General features: G+C 73.6%; 20 protein-coding genes. 11 read left to right on the forward strand and 9 right to left on the reverse strand.

Annotated features, from left to right (window positions below):
- The first annotated feature begins 84 nt into the window (after nucleotides 1-84).
- Nucleotides 85-762 carry a class I SAM-dependent methyltransferase gene (locus tag HAV39_RS00590; protein ID WP_191837164.1) on the forward strand — a complete coding sequence of 226 codons (678 nt, stop codon included), beginning with the start codon at nucleotides 85-87 and terminating at the stop codon, nucleotides 760-762.
- Between the two features lie 36 nt (nucleotides 763-798).
- Nucleotides 799-999: a hypothetical protein gene (locus HAV39_RS00595; protein WP_191837165.1), complete on the forward strand. Its 201-nt coding sequence runs from the start codon at nucleotides 799-801 to the stop codon at nucleotides 997-999.
- 92 nt (nucleotides 1,000-1,091) lie between these two features.
- Here the strand turns inward: HAV39_RS00595 and HAV39_RS00600 are convergent, their stop codons facing one another.
- Both HAV39_RS00600 and HAV39_RS00605 read right to left on the reverse strand, forming a co-directional pair.
- Complete coding sequence (locus tag HAV39_RS00600) at nucleotides 1,092-2,078, reverse strand: hypothetical protein (protein ID WP_191837166.1); 987 nt, start codon at nucleotides 2,076-2,078, stop codon at nucleotides 1,092-1,094.
- Between the two features lie 63 nt (nucleotides 2,079-2,141).
- Nucleotides 2,142-2,537 (reverse strand): MerR family transcriptional regulator, encoded by a 396-nt coding sequence (locus HAV39_RS00605; RefSeq protein ID WP_191837167.1) that lies wholly within the window; start codon nucleotides 2,535-2,537, stop codon nucleotides 2,142-2,144.
- 256 nt (nucleotides 2,538-2,793) lie between these two features.
- Here HAV39_RS00605 and HAV39_RS43160 point away from each other — a divergent pair, with 256 nt between their 5' ends.
- The 3 genes from HAV39_RS43160 to HAV39_RS00620 all read left to right on the forward strand — a co-directional run bounded on the left by HAV39_RS43160 (nucleotide 2,794) and on the right by HAV39_RS00620 (nucleotide 6,037).
- Nucleotides 2,794-3,942, forward strand: a complete 1,149-nt coding sequence (locus HAV39_RS43160) for a sporulation protein (RefSeq protein WP_191837168.1) — start codon at nucleotides 2,794-2,796, stop codon at nucleotides 3,940-3,942.
- 91 nt (nucleotides 3,943-4,033) lie between these two features.
- Nucleotides 4,034-4,849: a Bax inhibitor-1/YccA family protein gene (locus HAV39_RS00615; RefSeq protein WP_191837169.1), complete on the forward strand. Its 816-nt coding sequence runs from the start codon at nucleotides 4,034-4,036 to the stop codon at nucleotides 4,847-4,849.
- Nucleotides 4,850-5,002: 153 nt separating this feature from the next.
- Nucleotides 5,003-6,037 carry a zinc-binding dehydrogenase gene (locus HAV39_RS00620; protein ID WP_191837170.1) on the forward strand — a complete coding sequence of 345 codons (1,035 nt, stop codon included), beginning with the start codon at nucleotides 5,003-5,005 and terminating at the stop codon, nucleotides 6,035-6,037.
- A 4-nt stretch (nucleotides 6,038-6,041) separates the two neighbouring features.
- Here the strand turns inward: HAV39_RS00620 and HAV39_RS00625 are convergent, their stop codons facing one another.
- Complete coding sequence (locus HAV39_RS00625; RefSeq protein ID WP_191837171.1) at nucleotides 6,042-6,860, reverse strand: hypothetical protein; 819 nt, start codon at nucleotides 6,858-6,860, stop codon at nucleotides 6,042-6,044.
- Nucleotides 6,857-7,405, reverse strand: coding sequence for a SigE family RNA polymerase sigma factor (locus tag HAV39_RS00630; RefSeq protein ID WP_308440414.1), 549 nt, complete (start codon nucleotides 7,403-7,405; stop codon nucleotides 6,857-6,859). Before HAV39_RS00630 ends, HAV39_RS00625 begins: the two co-directional genes overlap by 4 nt.
- A 218-nt stretch (nucleotides 7,406-7,623) precedes the next feature.
- Between HAV39_RS00630 and HAV39_RS00635 the strand changes: the two genes are divergently transcribed.
- From HAV39_RS00635 to HAV39_RS00655, 5 genes are all read left to right on the forward strand, one after another.
- Nucleotides 7,624-8,175 (forward strand): hypothetical protein, encoded by a 552-nt coding sequence (locus tag HAV39_RS00635; protein WP_191837172.1) that lies wholly within the window; start codon nucleotides 7,624-7,626, stop codon nucleotides 8,173-8,175.
- Nucleotides 8,172-9,323 (forward strand): peptidoglycan-binding protein, encoded by a 1,152-nt coding sequence (locus tag HAV39_RS00640; protein WP_239120777.1) that lies wholly within the window; start codon nucleotides 8,172-8,174, stop codon nucleotides 9,321-9,323. Before HAV39_RS00635 ends, HAV39_RS00640 begins: the two co-directional genes overlap by 4 nt.
- Complete coding sequence (locus HAV39_RS00645) at nucleotides 9,320-10,012, forward strand: ABC transporter ATP-binding protein (RefSeq protein ID WP_191837173.1); 693 nt, start codon at nucleotides 9,320-9,322, stop codon at nucleotides 10,010-10,012. Before HAV39_RS00640 ends, HAV39_RS00645 begins: the two co-directional genes overlap by 4 nt.
- Nucleotides 10,009-11,211, forward strand: a complete 1,203-nt coding sequence (locus tag HAV39_RS00650) for an ABC transporter permease (RefSeq protein WP_191837174.1) — start codon at nucleotides 10,009-10,011, stop codon at nucleotides 11,209-11,211. Before HAV39_RS00645 ends, HAV39_RS00650 begins: the two co-directional genes overlap by 4 nt.
- Nucleotides 11,212-11,443: 232 nt before the next feature.
- On the forward strand, nucleotides 11,444-12,697 hold the full coding sequence (locus tag HAV39_RS00655; RefSeq protein ID WP_191837175.1) for a sensor domain-containing phosphodiesterase: 1,254 nt from the start codon (nucleotides 11,444-11,446) through the stop codon (nucleotides 12,695-12,697).
- Between the two features lie 57 nt (nucleotides 12,698-12,754).
- Here HAV39_RS00655 and HAV39_RS00660 read toward each other — a convergent pair whose 3' ends face one another.
- From HAV39_RS00660 to HAV39_RS00670, 3 genes are all read right to left on the reverse strand, one after another.
- Nucleotides 12,755-13,786: a nitronate monooxygenase gene (locus tag HAV39_RS00660; protein ID WP_191837176.1), complete on the reverse strand. Its 1,032-nt coding sequence runs from the start codon at nucleotides 13,784-13,786 to the stop codon at nucleotides 12,755-12,757.
- Nucleotides 13,787-13,850: 64 nt separating this feature from the next.
- A complete protein-coding gene (locus HAV39_RS00665; RefSeq protein ID WP_191837177.1) occupies nucleotides 13,851-14,150 on the reverse strand; it encodes a muconolactone Delta-isomerase family protein in 300 nt (99 codons plus the stop codon).
- Between the two features lie 227 nt (nucleotides 14,151-14,377).
- Nucleotides 14,378-14,959: a TetR/AcrR family transcriptional regulator gene (locus HAV39_RS00670; protein ID WP_203736428.1), complete on the reverse strand. Its 582-nt coding sequence runs from the start codon at nucleotides 14,957-14,959 to the stop codon at nucleotides 14,378-14,380.
- Nucleotides 14,960-15,239: 280 nt separating this feature from the next.
- Here HAV39_RS00670 and HAV39_RS00675 point away from each other — a divergent pair, with 280 nt between their 5' ends.
- Nucleotides 15,240-17,438 (forward strand): MMPL family transporter, encoded by a 2,199-nt coding sequence (locus HAV39_RS00675; protein WP_191837178.1) that lies wholly within the window; start codon nucleotides 15,240-15,242, stop codon nucleotides 17,436-17,438.
- 56 nt (nucleotides 17,439-17,494) lie between these two features.
- Here the strand turns inward: HAV39_RS00675 and HAV39_RS00680 are convergent, their stop codons facing one another.
- Nucleotides 17,495-18,163: a hypothetical protein gene (locus HAV39_RS00680; RefSeq protein ID WP_191837179.1), complete on the reverse strand. Its 669-nt coding sequence runs from the start codon at nucleotides 18,161-18,163 to the stop codon at nucleotides 17,495-17,497.
- Nucleotides 18,164-18,211: 48 nt separating this feature from the next.
- Nucleotides 18,212-18,886: a class I SAM-dependent methyltransferase gene (locus HAV39_RS00685; RefSeq protein ID WP_203736753.1), complete on the reverse strand. Its 675-nt coding sequence runs from the start codon at nucleotides 18,884-18,886 to the stop codon at nucleotides 18,212-18,214.
- Nucleotides 18,887-19,075 lie beyond the last annotated feature (189 nt).

Consider the following 19,075-nt stretch of genomic DNA (forward strand, 5'->3'; position numbering starts at 1 on the left):
GAATGCGGCCGGGCACCTCGCATGGTTGTCACCTGGCCGCGGCCCACCGTGACCAGGGTCGACGCACGCGCGGAAGGGACCGTCATGACCGAGGAGTTCAGCAAGGCGTACTGGGAAGGCCACTACCACGGCCCCGCCGCGGGCCGCCCCAAGCCGCCCAACCCCCATCTGGTCGTGGAAGCGTCGGCGCTGACCCCCGGCACGGCGCTGGACGCGGGCTGCGGCGAGGGAGCCGAAGCGATCTGGCTGGCCACCCAGGGCTGGCAGGTCACCGCCGTGGACATCGCGGACGGCGCGCTGCGCGAGGCACGCGCGCACGCGCGGGCCGCCGGCGACACGATCGCCGCCCGGATCGACTGGCTCCAGGCAGACCTGTCCGACTGGGCCCCGCCCGTCGCACAGTTCGACCTGGTCTGCTCCCACTACGTGCATCCGACGTCCTCCCGCGAATCGCTGGTCGACCGGCTGGCGGCCGCGGTCGCGCCGGGCGGCACCCTGCTGATCGTCGGCCACCACCCGGCGGACCCACGGCCCGGCGTGTCCCACGCCGCCGCCCGCGACGTGCACTTCACCGCCGACGACGTCGCCGCCGGACTCGACCCCGACCGCTGGGAGATCCTCGTCGCCGAAGACCGGCACCGCCCGATCATCGGCCACCCCGACCACACCCACGACCACACCCACGGCCACGGCCACGGCCACGGCCACGGCCACGGCCACACGCTCCACGACACCGTCCTTCGCGCCCGCAAACGCACCTGACCGGTAGACGTTGACCGCGGCGAATACGGTGGGGCCATGGCAGATGGCTGGAGCCGGTTCTTCTGGGCCGTGGCAGGGATGTTCATCTTCTACTGGCTCGTCCGCAACGCCGTGGCGCACGGCATGTGGGACGCCTGGGAGCGGCGCGCCAAACACGAGCGCAAAGCCGTGCACCAGGCGGCTGTCCGCGCGTCCGGGGACGTGCCCGAGCCGGCCGCCCCGCAGGCGGTCGAGTAAGCCACCGCGTGCAGGGCGACCGCAGCAACGGCGGTGACCGGTCGCCGTGACGGCTGACCGCCACCGCCGCCGCCCGATCCGCAGCGGGCTGGTCAGACCGACGCGACGGCGCTGTCCGGGCCAGGATGCGGTAGGACGTCGTGCGGGCGCACCCGCCGGGTCGGCAGTGCCGCGACGGCGAGCGCGAGCAGCGCGAGCGCCAGGCCGCCCAGAAACAGCAGGCTGAACGCAGGCAGGCCCAGCCACTCCCACATCGGGTGCCAGGAGTAGTGGTACTCCCCCAGGTGATGCCGCAGCAGCTGCGGCGCGGTCAGCACGATGGGCGCCCACCACAGGAACATCGCGAATCCGAACAGCGTCGTGGTGACCCCGGCGCCACGCGACGCGGTGCGGCGGCTCGCCCAGGCGAACAGCCACCAGCCGGCCAGCGCGCCGGCCAGCCCGGCGACGACCGCAGCGGGATACCCGGCCACCGGGGTGGGCCGGGTCAGGGTGATACCGAAGCCGTTGCTGCCACGGCTGCCCGCGGCGAAGCCGCTCACGGACACGACCTGATCGCCGCGACCCGCGTTGAGCACGGTCTCGCGCGCGGCGGTGTCGGGATCGCAGCCCGCTCCGCACGGATCCAGGAAGGTCACCTTGGGGTATCCGACGGTCCAGCCGCCCGCCCGCAGCCGCTCGACGACGCCGTCGAGGACCTGCTTCTGCTCGCCGGGGCCGACGTCGTGGCCCAGCGATCCGCCGATCCCGGCCAGGCCGTACTCGCCGCCGTCGCCGAGCAGCAGCGTGTCCACGCGCTGCCAGGTGACGGGCTCGCCGTACATGACGAACACCGCGTCCGGCTCCGGGCTGAGGTGCGCGGTGATGTCGGTGCCCGGCATCAGCTCGGTGAGCACCTCGACCGCCTCGGCCGTGGTCAGCGGACGGATCGTCCACCACGCGGCCCAGCTCGCGACGCTCGCCGCGAACAGGCCGCTGCTGAGCGCGGCCAGCAGCGCGAGCGCGACGACCGTACGGCTCGCGGGCCGCCCGAGCCGCGCGCGCAGGGTGGGACGGTCCTGGACGGACGGTTCGCTCATCGCGGCACCATAGCCCAGCACCGGTCGGCGGTCTTGCCGCGCGGCGGTCGCCCGTTCGGCCGCTCAGGGCGGCGGCATCGCGGAAAGCAGCTCCGCCGCCGCGGCCAGCAGCTGGTTGGCGCGTACGGCGAGCGTCGTGGCGAGGCCGTGCGCGGTTCCGGCGGCGGTCTCGGCCAGCGCACGCAGGGCCGTCAGGTCCTGGTCCAGCCGCGCGAGCGCGGTGACCAGGTCGGCCGCCCCCGCGCCCTGCAGGTGAGCCGCGATGTCGTCGAGAGCCATACCGCTGGACTCCAGCCGCTGCACCGTGGCTATCTGCTCGACGGTCGCCGGGTCGTACAGCCGGAAGCCGCCCGTGGTGCGCGAGGCAGGGGTGATCAGCCCGAGGTTGGTGTAGAAGTCGACGGTCCGGTTGCTCACGCCCGCGGCAGCGGCGAGCTCGCCTATCCGCATCAGCGCCATGAGCAGCCTCGTTCCAGCAACCGTACAGTTTCACGTGTTAGTGTCAGCCTCGTGGCTGATCATACCGCCGGCCGCCGCGAACGGCACCGGTTCCGACCGCCGGCGAGGAGCCCGCGGCTGAGGCGAGGAACGCCGGCGTCGCCGTGCTGATCCCCCATCGAGGCGGCCGCCATCCCCGACGACCTGATCGCCGGCCGCCCGGCAACTGCCACCGCGCGGCTGACGCCGGGCGGCGTTCCACCAGGAGAGGAAGCACATGGTCTTCAAGAAACTGCTCGCCGGACTCGGGCTGGGCGGCGTCGAGGTCGACACCGTACTGTCGCCGCACCCCGCGGTCCCGGGTGGCTCGCTGAGCGGCCAGGTGAATCTGCGCGCCAAATCCGACACCGAGATCACCGCGATCTCTCTGCTGCTCACCGCGACCGGACCGGCGGGCGAGCTGGAACTGGCCCGCTACCAGGTAGCGCAGCAGCTGCGGCTGCCGTCGGGAACCAGCCAGGCCGTGCCGTTCACGGTGACGGTGCCCGCCCACGCCCCGTTCACCGCGCTGTACGGGCAGCCGCTGCCGGGTGTCGGCGTCGGTGTGCGCACCGAGGTGTCGGTCGCCTCGGGCAGCGCCAAGGGCGACTTCGACCCCGCCCGCATCGACGCCTCGCCGGCCCAGCAGCAGATCATGGACGCGCTCGGCACGATCGGGTGCCGGTTCGTACGCAACGAGCTGCGCCCCGGCGGCATGGCCGGACTGCCCGTGCCCGCCGCGCAGGCGATCACCTGCTACGCCCCCCTGCCCGAGGGCGGGCAGCACGGCCCGCACATCCCGCTGCTCACCTTCACCGTGGCCGCGGCCGGCGACGGCCTCGTGGTGCTGGCCGAGCTCACCGGCCGGTTCGGTGCGCCCGACCGGCACGACCTGTCGGCTGCCGACCTGCAGCGGCTGGCCGCGAGCGAGGGCGGCTGGGTCGCCGAGGTGGACCGCTGGCTGACCACCGCCCTGGAGAAGCTCGCGTCGCCCGCGGCGGCGCCGGGAGCGTTCCTGCAGCCGCCCGCCCAGCCCGGCTACGGCCACGCGCCCGGCGGCTACGGCCAGCCGGGATACGGGCAGCCCGGATACGGGCAGCACAGCCGTCCCGGATACGCCTACGGCGGCCACGGTGGTCACGGCGGCTACAAGTACGGCGGTTACCGGGGCAAGCCCAGCATGGCCGGCGCGATGGCGGCCGGGGTCGGCGGCGCGGCGCTGGGCTTCCTCGGCGGCATGGTGATCGGCGACATGATCGGCGACGCGATGGCTCCCGACCTGGGCGAAGCCGCATCCGCGGCCGGGCTGCCGGACACGGGAGCGGTCGACGCCGGTTTCGACGACTTCGGCGGCGGGGATTTCGGAGGCGACTTCGGGGACTTCTGACCGCCGAACCGGGTGGTGCGGGCCTGTCCTAGCCGGAGGCCCGCACCACCCACCCCCTCGTTCGCACCGCCCGTAGACAAAGGAGACCTGCGTGAAGTCCTCTAACCCGGTGCTCGGGCGGATCACCGCCGCCGCGCAGCAGCCGACCTACTCCGTGCCCGGCGGCCAGCCCTACAGCTACGGCGGCCAGACCTACCAGCAGCCGGCCGGATACGGATACCCGGAGACCGTCCAGTCCACCCGCGACGTCATGACGATCGACGACGTCGTGGTCAAGACCGTGTCCCTGATCGGTGCGGCGGTGGCCGCGGCCGCCGCGACCTGGATCCTGGTGCCGACGCAGGCGCTGGCGGTGACCTGGATCGCCGCGATGCTCGTCGGGCTCGTGCTGGGCCTGGTCATCTCGTTCGCCCAGATCACCAACCCGGTCATCCTGTTCGCGTACGCGCTCGTCGAGGGCGTGTTCCTCGGCGCGGTGTCCAAGGCGTTCGAGACCCGCTGGAACGGCATCGTCCTGCAGGCGGTCATCGCGACCCTGGGTGTCTTCTTCATCATGGCCGCGCTGTACCGGGCCCGGATCATCCGGGCGACGCCGAAGTTCATGAAGGTCGTGATCGGAGCCGCCGCGGGGTTGGCCGTGGTCATGCTGGTCAACTTCGGCATCAGCCTGTTCACCGGATCGGCCGGCCCGCTGCGCGACGGCGGCACCATCGCGATCATCTTCTCGCTGATCTGCATCGTCGTCGCAGCGCTGATGTTCGTGATCAGCTTCCAGCAGATCGAGGACGGCATCGCCGCCGGGCTGCCCCGCAAGTACGGCTGGCTCGGCGCGTTCGGCATCCTCGTCGAACTCGTCTGGCTCTACCTGGAGATCCTGCGACTCATCTCGTACTTCCAGGAGGACTGACGCGGGCAAGGCGGCCCGGGCGTCCTCCCCTGCCCGGGCCGCCGCACGCAATGCCCTGATTGACCGGATATGACATGCTCTCCGCCCCGATACTGATCGTTGGACCAGGTCGGCCCCGGCCGTGCCTGCGACGATCACGGAACGGGGAGACCCATGCGAGCCACGTTGATCTACGGTGCCGGTGACGTACGGGTGGAGGACGTGCCCGACCCGGTGCTGCGCGAGCCCACCGACGCCCTCGTACGCGTGCTGCGCTCCTGCATCTGCGGCAGCGACCTGTGGCCCTACGGCTCACGGCCGGCCAGCGAGCAGGGCGACCGGATCGGCCACGAGTTCCTCGGCGTCGTCGAGGACGTCGGCGCGGACGTCTCCGGGCTGAAGAAGGGCGACGTCGTGGTCGCGCCGTTCGTCTGGGCGGACAACACCTGCGACTTCTGCCGCGAGGGCCTGCAGACCTCCTGCCGGCACGGCGGCTTCTGGGGCGCGAACGGCGTCGACGGCGGCCAGGGCGAGGCGGTACGCGTCCCGCAGGCCCAGGGCACGCTGGTCAAACTGTCCGTCGGCGAGGACTCGGCGCTGCTGCCCTCGCTGCTGTCGCTGTCCGACGTGTTCCCGACCGGCCACCACTGCGCGGTGACCGCCGGGGTGGGCCCGGGCACGACGGTGACCGTTATCGGCGACGGCGCGGTCGGCCTGTGCGCCGTGCTGGCCGCCAAGCGGCTCGGCGCGGAGCAGATCATCCTCATGGGCCGCCATCAGGGGCGCACCGACCTGGGCCGCGACTTCGGCGCGAGCGACGTGGTGGCCGCGCGCGGCGACGAGGGCGTCGCGAAGGTGCTGGAACTGACCGGCGGCGACGGCACCCACGCCGTGCTGGAGTGCGTGGGCCTGCGGCCCGCCATCGAGACCGCGGTCGCCGTGGTCCGGGCCGGCGGCCGGGTGAGCCGGGTGGGCGCGCCGCAGTACCCGGAGGTGCCGTTCGGCTGGGACGAGTTCCGGCGCAACATCACGCTCACCGGCGGCATCGCCCCGGCCCGCGCCTACATCGAGGAGCTGCTGCCCGATGTGCTCGACGGCAGCGTGCAGCCCGGCCGGGTGTTCGACAGCACGGTCGGCCTCGACGGGGTGCCCGGTGGCTACCAGGCGATGGCCGACCGCACGGCGCTCAAGGTGCTCATCCGCCCCTGACGGGTCAGGGCAGCAGGCGCGGGTCGGCGGCGAGTCCCGCCAGCCCGGCCGGGGTGAACGCGGCCGCGTCCAGCGCGGGACGGCCGCCGCCGTCCAGCAGCATCCACGGCTGCGCGCTCGCCGACGGCGACACGGCAGACCAGGTCATGGGGCTCCACCGGATGGTGAGGTAGCCGCCCGCCAGGAACCGGGTGGCGACGACGGCCCGGTCGGCGGCGGTGTCGACGCGCACCGCCGCACCGCCGACCGACACCACGTCGCAGGTGCCGGGCCCGACGGCGCTGTACTCGGCGAGCCGGGCGGTCACCGCGTCGGCGCACAGGTCACCGACCGGCGCGGCGTGCCGGTCGCCCGCGAGCGCTGCCGACAGCACTCCCTCGCCCGCGCCGTCGGACACGATGAGCCGGGTCTGCGAGATGTAGCGCGGCGTCCCAGCGGTGTCCGTGTCCAGCCGCCAGGTGGAGGTCGCGTCGGCCGGCCTGCCGGTGTATCCCGCAGGCACCGCCTCGGCCAGCAGCTGGGCGATGCGCCCGCCGTGCGCCTGGGCGGCGTCGGGCCCCGGCACCGGCGGCATCGCCGCCGCGGACGCGAGGGCGGTGGCCGAGGGGGGCTGCGCGACGGGAAGCTCGCCCGCGGTCCGGGGCAGTGCCGCCGTCACCACCACCGCGGCCACGGCGGCGCAGGCCAGTCCGCCGACCGCGGCGGTCAGCCGGGCGCGGCGCTGCGCCGCGTGCCGGGCGACGGCCAGCACCTGCGCGCTGTCGCGCAGCGGCGGCGCGGGCTGGTCGAGGATCCGCTCGCAGAGGTCCTTCACGTCGTTCATCGATTCCCCCACGGATGTCCGTCGGTGCCGACAGTGCTGTCGCCGAGCAGTTCACGCAGCTGGGCCAGGCCGCGGGCGGTCTGGCTCTTGACCGTGCCGGTGGAGCACTCCATCGCCTCGGCCACCTGCTCGACCGACATGTCCGCCCAGAAGCGCAGCACCAGCACCGCGCGGCGGCGGCGGGGCAGCCGGACCAGCGCGGCGTGCAGCGCCGAGCCGTCGTCGGCGTAGGAGTCGCGCACCGTGCTGTCGAGCGAGGCGCTGCCCGGTTCGGTGGCGTACTCGCGCCGCCACGGCCGCCGCCGCTCGTCCAGGAACGCGCGCAGCAGCACCCGGCGCGCGTACTGGTCGAGGGCGTCGTGCCGGTCGATGCGGTGCCAGGCCCGGTAGAGCTTCGTGAACACGGTCTGGGTCAGGTCCTCGGCCAGGTGCCAGTCCCGGCACAGCAGGTACGCCGTGTTGCGCAGGTGGTCGCCGCGCTCGGTGTAGAACGCGACGAAGTCGGCCTCGTGGGCGCGGCGGTCCCGCCATCCCAGCAACCCCACCGCGTGCCACCTCACGTTCCGCGCCGCGCCGTCCCTGCCCGCCCCCATGGGCGGTGCGCGCGGGTAAGACACGGAGCGCGCACCGTGCCGGGTTGCCCGGCGCGCTATGACGACCGCCACAGCCCCTGTGCTCCGGCAGCGAGGCAACCCGCCGGGGCGAGAGCTACGTGTCTTGCCCGGCGCGGAACCCGCCGCGCTTTCGGAAAGGACCCTAGACGATGCGTACACGCAGGTGGAGCGCGGTGCTGATGCTGGCGATGCTGGCGAGCGGCTGTTCGGGCGGCGAAGCCTCGCCGGGTGTCGCGACCGCGGGCACGCCCGGCGCGGGCGCCCCCACCGCCGCGCCCAGCGGGCCGTCGGATGATCCCGTGCAGCGCGAGCTGGATTTCGTCGCGTGCATGCGCGCCGCGGGTGTGACCGACATGCCCGACCCGGTGCCCGGCGACAAGTCGGGCCGCAGCGCGCTGCTGCACGCCATGGACGACCTCGGTATGGGCCTGAAGGACGCGTTCCAGACCGCGCTGGACGGCTGCACGAAGTTCCTGCCGCCGGCGGCCGCGCCGAGCCCGCGCACGCCCGACGACGTGACGAAGCTGCGGGCGTACGCGCAGTGCATGCGGGACAACGGCGTGGCCGACGTGCCCGATCCCGACCCGGTGACGGGGCAGCTGAACCACTGGCTGCGGCAGGACGACAAGGCCGCCATGGCGGCGCTGGAGAAGTGCCGCAACCTGCTCCCGCCGGCCCCGACCGCGGCACCCAAGCCGTGACGGGCTTCGACCGTGGCCCCGACCCCGCCGGGCTCGATCGGACCGGCCTCGGTCGCGGCGGGCGCGCCTCGCGCGGGCTGGCCCGGGTCCGGGTCGGCAGGCGCGCTGTCCTCGGGACGGTGGCCGTCGGGGCGGTCGGCATGATGGCCGGGTGCGACGGGGACCCGGCACCGGCCGCGAGCGCACCCCCGCAGACGGTCGCGGTGACCCGCGGCGACCTGGTCGACTTCACCGACGTCGAGGGCGAGTTCGGCTTCGGCGAGGTCGTTCCGCTGCGTTACGTACGCCCGGCGGCTGACGGCGAGGCACCGGCCGACGGTGCGGGCGGCGGCGGGCTGGGCCTGGTCACCTGGCTGGCGCCGGTCGGCTCGACGGTGGTCCGCGGCAAGCCGTTGCTGCGCGTCGACGACCAGCCGGTGGTGCTGCTGTACGGGGCGCTGCCCGCGTACCGGACGCTGATCACGGGCTGCCGGGGCGGTGACGTGCGGCAACTCGAAGCGAACCTGCGGGCGCTGCGCATGGGCGACCTCACCGTCGACACGGCGTTCACCGCGGCGACCGGAGCGGCGGTCAAGCGCTGGCAGCGGTCGCTGGGCCTGGCCGACACCGGCACGGTGGAACCGCAGCGGGTGGTGTACGCGCCGGGGCCGGTGCGGATCGCCGCGCACGCGCTGCGGGTGGGCGACCCGGCCGACGGCGAGGTGCTCAGCCACACCGGCGCGATCCGCTCGGTCACCCTGCGGCTGACGGAGCTGCGGCGGCAGCTCGGCGTGCCCAGCACCGCGGTGACCGTGCGGCTGGCCGCCGGCGCGGAGGTCCCGGGCACGGTCGACCGGGTGGGCCTGCCTGCCGAGTCCGACGGCGGCGAACCGGCGATCGAGGTGTACGTGCTGGTCGCCGACCAGTCCGCGGTGGACGGCGCGGCGGGCCGGGTGACCGTGCGGTTCACGGCGCAGCGGCGCGACGGTGTGCTCACCGTGCCGGTGACCGCGCTGGTCGCGCTCGCCGAGGGCGGCTACGGGGTGCAGATCGCGCAGGGCGGCACGACGCGGTACGTCGCCGTGCGCACCGGCCTGTTCGCCGACGGGCGGGTCGAGGTCACCGCCGGCGAGCTGGCCGAGGGCGTTCAGGTCGTGGTGCCGCGATGACGGCTGTCCTCCAGCTCGACGGGGTGACCAGGACCTATCCCGGCGGCGTCACGGCCGTCCACGGGGTCGACCTGACCGTGGACCGTGGCGAGCTGGTCGCCGTCGTCGGCCCGTCCGGGTCGGGCAAGTCCACCCTGCTGCACCTGGTCGGCCTGCTCGACCGGCCGACCGCGGGCACCGTTCGCCTGGCCGGGTTCGACACCGGCGCGCTGCACGACCGGTCGCTGTCGGCGCTGCGCGCCCGCGCCGTCGGGTTCGTGTTCCAGCAGTTCCACCTCGCCCCGGGCGTACACGCGCTCGACGCCGTGGCGGACGGCCTGCTCTACACCGGAGTCCCCCGCGGCGCCCGCCGCGCCCGTGCGGCCGAGACCCTGCGGCAGGTGGGCCTCGCCGAGCGGCTCACCCACCGCCCGCACGAGCTGTCCGGCGGCGAGCGTCAGCGCGTCGCCATCGCCCGCGCCCTGGTCAAACAGCCGGAGGTGATCCTCGCCGACGAGCCGACGGGCAACCTCGACTCGGTGTCCGCTGCGGCGGTGCTCGACCTGCTGCGGCAGTCGCACGCCGCGGGCACCACGGTCGTGGTCATCACCCACGACCAGGGCATCGCGCAGAGCCTGCCGCGGCGGGTGGAGATGCGCGACGGCCGGATCACCCGCGACACCGCCGACCGGAAGGCGTACGCCACATGACTCTCCCCGCTCCCCGGCCGGCCCGGCTGCGCGGCACGGATCTGCTGCTGCTCGGCGGCAGCGGACTGCGCACCCGCCCGCTGCGGGTGGTGCTGTCCGCGCTGGGCGTCGCCATCGGCATCGCCGCGATGCTCGCGGTGCTGGGCATCTCCGCCTCCTCACGGGCCGACCTCGACCGCACCCTGGCCGAGCTCGGCACCAACCTGCTCACGGTGTCCCCCGGCGAGGGCGTGTTCTCCGGCGACCCCGCGGTGCTGCCCGCCGAGGCGGTGCCGATGATCCGCCGGATCGGACCCGTCACCTCGGTGAACGCGGTCGGGCTGCTGCGGCAGGCGCGGGTGTACCGCAACGACCGCATCCCGGCGCAGCAGTCGGGTGCGATCGCCGTGCTGGCCGCCGACCTGGGCCTGCTCGACACCGTCGGCGGCCGGGTCGCCACGGGCGCGTGGCTCAACCCGGCCACGGCGGACTTCCCGGTGACGGTGCTGGGCGCGACCGCCGCCGAGCGCCTGGGCGTCGCCGAGGCCGGCGCCCAGGTGTGGCTCGGCGGGCAGTGGTTCACCGTCGCGGGCATCCTCGATCCGGTGCCGCTGGTCCGCGACCTCGACTCCGCGGCGCTGGTCGGCGGGCCGGTGGCGGCATCGCGGCTCGGCTACGACGGGCATCCGACGACCGTGTACTGCCGGGCCGTGCCGGATCAGGTGCTCGCGGTCCGGGCCGTGCTGGCGGCCACCGCGAACCCCGCGGACCCGCTGTCGGCCCGGGTGTCGCGCCCGTCGGACGCGCTGGCGGCGCAGCAGGCGACCGACCGTGCCTTCACCGCGCTGCTGCTCGGGCTGGGCGCGGTGGCGCTGCTGGTGGGCGGCGTCGGCGTGGCCAACACACTGATCATCTCGGTGTTGGAGCGGCGTGGCGAGATCGGCCTGCGCCGGGCGCTCGGCGCCACCCGGCCGGCCGTGGCCGCGCAGTTCCTCATCGAGTCGCTGCTGCTGTCCGGCCTCGGCGGCGTCACCGGGGCGCTGCTCGGCGCGGCGGTCACCGCCGTGTACGCGACCACGCAGGGCTGGCCGGTCGCCGTGCCGGTCTCGGCGCTCGCGGCCGGCCTGGGCGTCACCGTCGTGGTGGGCGTGCTCGCCGGCCTCTATCCCGCGCTGCGCGCCGCCCGCCTGTCCCCCACCGCCGCCCTCGCCACCCAGTAGCCCACCCGCCTCCACCGAGCCGTCCCGCGGCCTGGTTCCTGCAGTTTCGGTGAAATCGCAGGAACCAGGTCGCACATAACAGCAATTTCCCTGAAATAGCATCAAAAGCCGCACAAGGCGTCGACGAAGGCCGTCGGCGCAGTACGCGGAAGTGCCGGGTCGGAGGGCGTTCGGCCGTTAGCCTTACAACCGGTACAAAACGTGCAGATTAGCTGGCGGGGCTGGTGACGCAGTGAACCAACCGCAGGACGGGTCCACCGAGCTCGACCGGACGGTGACCAAGCGGGCCGTCTACCCGGTGTTCCAACCGGTCATCTCGCTGCGCAGCGGCCGGGTCGCCGGATACGAGGCGCTGGCCCGTGGCCCGGCCGGCTCGGAGCTGCGCAATCCCGCCGAGCTGTTCGCGCAGGCGCAGCGCGCGGGCCGGCTCACCGAACTCGACTGGGTCGCCAGGGCCGCGGCGTTCCGGGCCGCGATGGCCGCCGGCCTGCCGTGGGACGTGCCGCTGTTCGTCAACGTCGAACCGTCCACCATGGGCAGCGCCTGCCCGGCCGGGCTGACCGACACCATCGAGACGGCGAGCCGCGAACTCCAGGTCGTCATGGAGATCACCGAGCGGTCGCTGAGCGACGACCCGGCCGCCCTGCTCACCTCGGTGGCCCGAGTACGCGGCCAGTCCACCCGCATCGCGCTGGACGACGTCGGCGTGAACCCGGCGAGCCTGTCCCTGCTGGCGCTGCTCAGCCCCGAGATCATCAAGTTGGACCGGCACGTGGTGCAGGGCCGCCCGACCCACGAGACCGCGCAGGTGGTCAACGCGGTGCTGGCGGAGTCCGAACGCACCGGGGCGATCATCCTCGCCGAGGGCATCGAGACCGAGCGCCACCTCGCGGCCGCGATCTCGATGGGCGCGACCCTCGGCCAGGGCTGGCTGCTCGGCCGACCCGGCCCGCTGCCCTCCCAGTTCGAACGGCCCGACACCGACCTGCCGTACAGCACAGCCCCGGACACCGGGGCACGCACGCCGTTCGAGGTCGCCCGACGGCGACGCCGTGCCACCCGCGCCACCAAACGGCAGCTGATCCCGCTCAGCAACCACCTGGAGAGCATGAGCGAACACGCGCCCGAGGCCACGGTGCTGCTCGGCGCGTTCCAGGACGCCCCGTACTTCACCGAGCACACCCGGCAGCGCTACCTGTCCATCGCCGACAAGGGGGCGCTGACCGCGGTGTTCGGGCACGGCATCGCACCGCAGCCGGCTCCCGGCATCCGCGGCGGCCCGCTCGCCGACGACGATCCGCTGACCGCGGAGTGGACCGTGATCGTGCTGGGCAGCTACTTCTCGGGCGGCCTGTTCGCCCGGCAACTGCCGACGGCCTGCGAGCGCGAGGCCGACCGCGAGTTCGATGTGATCATCAGCTACGACCGGTCACTGGTCGCCGAGGCCGCCCGCACCCTGCTGAGCCGCCTCGCCCCGGTCTCCTGACCGTCCGCTCCGCGGCTCCGTGTCGCGGGCCGGGGTTCGGCGGCCGGTGTCGTGCGGTCAGAGCAGGGTCGCCAGGCGGGTGAGGATGGCGGCCGCCGGTTCGGCGGTGGCCTCGCGGAAGCCGGTGCCGGCCCACAGGTGCACCCGCTCGGTGTCGCCGGCCGCTGCCGCCGCTCGGCGCAGACCGGCCGTGAGGTGGTGCACGGCGGGATAGCCGTACGGGGCGAGTTCGCCGTACCGGTCGGTGAAGTCGTTGCGCAGCGCCCGCGCGGGACGGCCGGTGAACGCGTGGGTGACGACCGTGCCGGACCGGGCCGGGTCGGCCAGCGCCGCCCGGTGCACCGCCGACGTGCCCGCTTCGTCGCACCGCAGCAGCACGGTTCCGACCGCGACGGCGGCCGCGCCCGCCCGGACGGCCGCGGCGGCGTCCGCCGCGGCCGCCACGCCCCCGGCCGCGATCAACGGCAGGTCCACCGCGTGCCGTATCGCGGCGACGAGGTCCGGCAGCGTCGTATCGGCGACCGGCCGGGTCGGGGTCAGCGTGCCCGAGTGCCCGCCTGCGGCCGGGGCCTGCACGGCGAGCGCGTCGAGCCCGGCCTCCGCGGCGGCCATCGCCTCGTCCACGCCGGTGACCGTCTGCACCAGGAGCGCGCCGGTCGCCCGCAGCGCGGCCAGGTCGTCTCGACTTGGGATGCCGAAGGTGAAGCTGATCAGCGGCACCGGATCGGCGCGGAGGACGTCGAGCTTGTCGTGCCAGTGGTCGTCGTCCTCGACGGGTGTCGGGGGCAGCGTGACGCCGTGCCGCTCGGCCTCGACCGCGAGGAGGTCGGCATAGCGCCGGTAGGCGGCCGGGTCGACCGGCACGGGGTTGGGCGCGAACAGGTTCACGCCGAACGGCACGGACGCCGCGGCGACCGTCGCGATCTCCGCGGCGAGCGCCTGCGGTGTCTTGTACCCGGCGGCGAGCAAGCCGAGCCCACCGGCGCGCGCGGCAGCGATGACCAGGGCCGGTGTTCCCGCGCCGCCCGCCATCGGCGCGGCGATCAGCGGCAGGCTCACGCCCAGCGCGCGGGTGAATGCGATGCTCATCCGTGCTCTCACTCCCACGTCGTGGATGAAGAGGTGCCAGGCCGGCTTGCTCGGCCGTGCCGGGTCAGCGTGGCGGCTGGCCGGGGTCGCTCGGGTGTGGTGTCAGCGGTGTGACGTCCTCGGTCCGCCAGGCGCGCAGCGGCATGGACGCGAGGACGGTCTCCAGCTGGTCGGCGTCGTCGGCGCGGAACAGGCCCCAGGTCCGCCACTCGCCCGGGGCCAGCGGCGGCCGCCACAGCCGCAGCAGGTTGCCCTGCTCCACCAGCTCGGCGGCGCGCACCGCCTCACGCCGACGCATGTCGGCGACCTCATCGTCCGTGGTGCCCTCCGGCACCGTGGTCCGCATGTCGACCAGGTACTCCACCGCCGTGCCCCTTCCTCGCTGAGACATCAGTGCCCGCACCGGCGCACCCCGCCCACCGGACCTCGCCCGCCAAGACCATCGGACTTGCCTGGCACCTGTGCGAATCAACGCTCAAGATTCGCACAGGTGCCAGGCAAGTCGAGCGATCTTGGCGACGCGCGGACACGTGTCGGCGCGCGAGCGCGTGTCCCGGGCGAGCGCGGGGCGGGGACGGAGACCGGAGGCGGTCAGGGTCTGCGGGTGCGGAGGCCGAGGATGCGGCGACCGGCGGAGAGCAGGCACCGGCGCAGCACGTCGGCGTCGTGGTGCTGCATCACCGGCGACGAGGCCGTGGTGGCGATGCCGGCCAGCGCGAGCGTCGCGTTGATCTCGGCTTCGGCCGAGCCGTCGAGCGCCATCAGCTCGCCGGGGCGGCGGAACAGCTCCACCACGTCCGGGTGGCTCTGCAGCGCGCTGGTGACGCCGGGGTCCGTACCGATCATGGCGATGAGCCCGCGGTGCTTGACGGTCAGGTCGACCAGCCCGGACAGCATCGCGTCGGCCCGGGCGGACGGCGTGCGCTGCGCCTCGGCCGCCGTGATGATGGCGTGCATCTCCTCGATGGCCGGCTGGATCACCGCGGTGAGGATGTCGTCGCGGGTCTTGAAGTGGTGGTAGACCGCGGCCTTGGTGACCCCGAGGGTGTCCGCGATCATCTGCAGCGAGGTGCCGGCGAAACTGTGCATGGCGAACAGCCGGCAGGCCTCGTCGAGCAGGCGCTGCCGGGTGCGTTCCGGGCCGCGCGAGTCAGCGTGTGTCGCAGCTCTCACGGCACCCTCCTTACCAGATCATCGACGGCGGGGGAAGTCACCCGTCCTGAGCAAATCTAGCTGATCAGCGGCCATCCGCCTAGCCGGTCGACAAGCTGGAAACCTGTCGAACGACAAGCTGAAAACTTGCCGATCGACAGGTTCACTCCTTGCCGATCGGCTTGCTCACTCCTTGCCGAACGGCTAGGGTCGGCCCTGGTGCGGCGACCCCCGAACAGGCTGGTGAACAGCGTGTTTCGCCGCGATGACAGCCACCCATCCCTCGTTTGGAGTACTCGACGTGGCGACATTCCTGTACCGGATCGGCCGGTTCTCATACCGCCGACGCTGGATCGTCCTCGGCCTCTGGGTGCTGCTGCTCGCGCTCGCCGGAGCCGGCGCGGCGACGATGTCCGGCAAGATGTCCAACGATTTCAGCATCCCGGGCACCGAGGCCCAGCGGGCCATCGACCAGCTCACCGAGCGCTTCCCGGAAGCCCACGCCGGTGGGGCGGGCGCGCGCGTCGTGTTCGCCGCGCCCGAGGGCAAGACCGTCGTCGATCCCGCCGTGCAGGCGGCCATCGGCCAGGTGGTGGGCGCGCTGAAGGGTGCGCCGCAGGTCGCGCGGGTCGTCGACCCGTACACCGCGAAGTCCATCTCGCCGGACGGCCGCTACGCCTTCGCCCAGGTCACGTACGGCGTGCAGGGCATGGAGCTGACCGACGCCGACCGTGACGCGCTGCAGGACGCCGCCGCCCTCGGCCGCGACGCGGGCCTGACCGTGGAGATCGGCGGCGACGCGCTGCGGGCCAACCCGAAGACCGGCGTCGTCGAGGTCATCGGCATCGCCGTGGCGGCCGTGGTCCTCATCATCACCCTGGGTTCGCTGGTCTCCGCCGGGCTGCCACTGCTCACCGCTGTCGTCGGGATCGGCATCGGCCTGGCCGGCGTGGCCATCGCGGCCCGGTTCGCCGACATCAACTCCAACAGCCTGATCCTGGCACTGATGCTCGGCCTGGCCGTCGGCATCGACTACGCCCTGTTCATCGTCTCCCGGTTCCGGCATGAGCTGCTGGTGCGCAAGGACGGCGCCGAGGCGGCCGGGCGCGCGGTCGGCACGGCGGGCTCCGCCGTCGTCTTCGCCGGGCTCACCGTGATCATCGCGCTGGCCGCGCTGGCGATCGTCGGCGTCCCGCTGCTGGCCGGTCTGGGCCTGTCCGCCGCGGCGACCGTCGCCGTGGCCGTGCTGGTCGCCATCACGCTGCTGCCCGCGCTGCTCGGCTTCACCGGCGAGCGGCTGGTCAAGGGCCGCCTGTTCGGCCACGCCACGCCTGACCCGGAGTCCGACTCCGGCCCGGTCCCGATGGGCGAGCGCTGGGCTCGTTTCGTGGTCCGATTCCGGTGGCCCGTGCTGATCGTGGCCGTCGCGGCGCTCGGCGTGCTCGCGATCCCGGCCGCGGACCTGCGCCTCGGCCTGCCCGACGACGGTATGCAGGCGACCGACACCACCCAGCGCAAGGCATACGACATCGTCAGCACCGGATTCGGGCCCGGCCTGAACGGCCCGCTGGTGGTCGTGGCCGAACTGCCTGCGGGCGCGGACCCGAAGGCCGCCGTCGGCCAGCTGGTGACCCGGCTGTCCGGGATCGACAACGTGCTCTACGCGGCGCCGAACGAGATGAGCGGCGACGGGCGCACCGCGCTGCTGGCCGTCATCCCGAAGACCGGCCCGAACGACGTGGCCACCGCCGACCTGGTGCACACCATCCGGGAGCAGAAGGCGGCCATCACGGCCGGGACCGGGGCGACGATCGCGGTCACCGGCGTCACCGCGCTGGCCATCGACGTGTCCACGCGCCTGGACGAGGCGCTGCTGCCGTACCTGGCGGTCGTGGTCGGGCTGGCGTTCCTGCTGCTGCTGCTCGTGTTCCGGTCGGTGCTGGTGCCGCTGAAGGCGACGCTGGGCTTCCTGCTCAGCCTCGCGGCGACGTTCGGCGCGGTGGTGGCCGTGTTCCAGTGGGGCTGGCTCGGCGACGTGTTCGGCGTGCACGAGACCGGTCCGATCATGAGCATGCTGCCGGTGCTGCTGATCGGCATCCTGTTCGGTCTGGCGATGGACTACCAGGTGTTCCTGGTGACCCGCATGCGCGAGGACTTCGTGCACGGCGCGGCGGCCCGCGACGCGGTCGTCACCGGCTTCCGGCACGGGGCGCGGGTGGTCACCGCCGCCGCCATCATCATGATCAGCGTCTTCGGCGGGTTCGTGTTCTCCGGTGAGACGCTCATCCAGTCGATCGGCTTCGCGCTGGCGTTCGGTGTGCTGGTGGACGCGTTCGTGGTCCGCATGACCATCGTGCCGGCGCTGATGTCGCTGCTCGGCCGGGCCGCGTGGTGGCTGCCGGGCTGGCTGAGCCGCATCCTGCCCAACGTGGACGTGGAGGGCGAGAAGCTGCACCGCGCCGCGGAGCCGGTGCGCGAGCCGGTGGCCGCCGGCGTCTGAGGGGCGACCGGCCGTGGCGTGCGGGCGGTGCCCGTACGCCACGGCCGGCGGTCCGGCTATTCGGCGAGACCGCGGTCGCGCAGCTCTTGCAAGTGGGCCAGCGACTCGGTGAACCGCTTCGACCGCCTCGCGGCCACGGCGACGATGCTGTCCAGCGGCGTCTCCTCGAAACGCCGGACGGCGATGCTCGCGAAGGAGGGCAGGGTGCTCGGGTCGACGTCGGCGAAGCTGGATCGTCGCAGCAGGAACTGCGTCTCCGGATCGCGCCGGACCAGGTCGCCCGGAACGAAGCTGAGGTTGGCGCTGTCGAACTCCGCCTCGGTGATGTCGAGCGCCCAGTCGACACCCCGGTAGTACTTGACGAGCGCCGTCGTGAAAGCAATCCGCACGTCGCCGGGGAGCGTCGGGTTGGGCGCGAGGACGAACCACGTGCCCACTCGTCCGCGCAACCTCACGTGGCGCAGGCCGCAGCCGAACAGCCGCAGTCCCGATGTGGTGGTCAGCCCGTCGACGACCACGTCCTCGATGCGTACGCCGCTGAGGAACGAGCGTGCGGCGACACATCGCGTCGCGGTCACCTCCTGGACGACCAGTCCCAGCTCGGGGTCGTCGAACTGGGACAGGTTCGATCCGGTGAACGCGCAGCGCACCAGCTCGAGACCGGAGATGGTCCGGCCGCTGCCCACGCTTTTGGCGTTCAGGTAGGTCTGCTTCTCGATTCGCATGGTCCACTCATGAGAACACGCGGCCGGGCCCATACGGCAGGCGGCGGTTCAACCGCGACGGACCGCGGTCAGCACCGCGTCGTGAATGGTCACCGGCAGCCCGTCGGGGCCGGTGACCTCGCGACCGGGCGTCTCCGCGCGGATCTCCCAGGCGCGCTCGTCCAGCGTGGCCGCGACCTGCTCCGCGGTGAACATCAGCTCCGGCAGCCGGGGACGGCCGATCGCGGTCTCCAGGTCCGAGGGGTGATGCCCGACGATGAGCAGCGTCCCGCCGGGACGCACCGCCGCGGCCAGCCGCCGGTGCAGCGCCGCCAGCGCGGGCCGGGGCAGGTGCATGAACTGCGCAGACACCAGGTCGTACCGGGCGGGCGCCGGATCCCAGGACAGGACGTCGACCTGCTGCCAGGTGATGCGCTCGGCGAGTTGCCCGCCCCGCTCCGCGGCGTGCGCGGCCGCGCGCCCCAGCGCCACCTTGGACACGTCGACCCCGGTCACCCGCCAGCCCTGCCCCGCCAGCCAGACGGCGTCGGCGCCCTCCCCGCTGCCGACGTCGAGCGCGTCCCCCGGCGCGAGCCCGGCGACGGTGGCGACCAGGTGCGGGTTCGGGTTGCCGCTCCAGACCCGGTCGGTCGAGCCGTATCGCTCGTCCCAGAACTCCGCGGTGAACATGATCTCGGTTACCTGCTGCGTCTCGGTTGCGTGCTGCGCGTGCGCGTCGGCCATGGCGACCACCTCCACCGCCACCCTCCCGCCGCCACCCGCTCCCACGCAAACAACCTTGCCGTTCCAGCAAACCAGGAGCCCGGAGCGGGTGACGGCTCGTCAGCCACCACCGCGCCCCGGGCTGCGGCCACCCCCGCGTCGATCATGAAGTTGTGCCGCCGACACGCCGTCGAGCCGTGCCATAGGTTC

The sequence above is a fragment of the Catellatospora chokoriensis genome (genome assembly GCF_011297315.1).
GTDB lineage: Bacteria > Actinomycetota > Actinomycetes > Mycobacteriales > Micromonosporaceae > Catellatospora > Catellatospora citrea.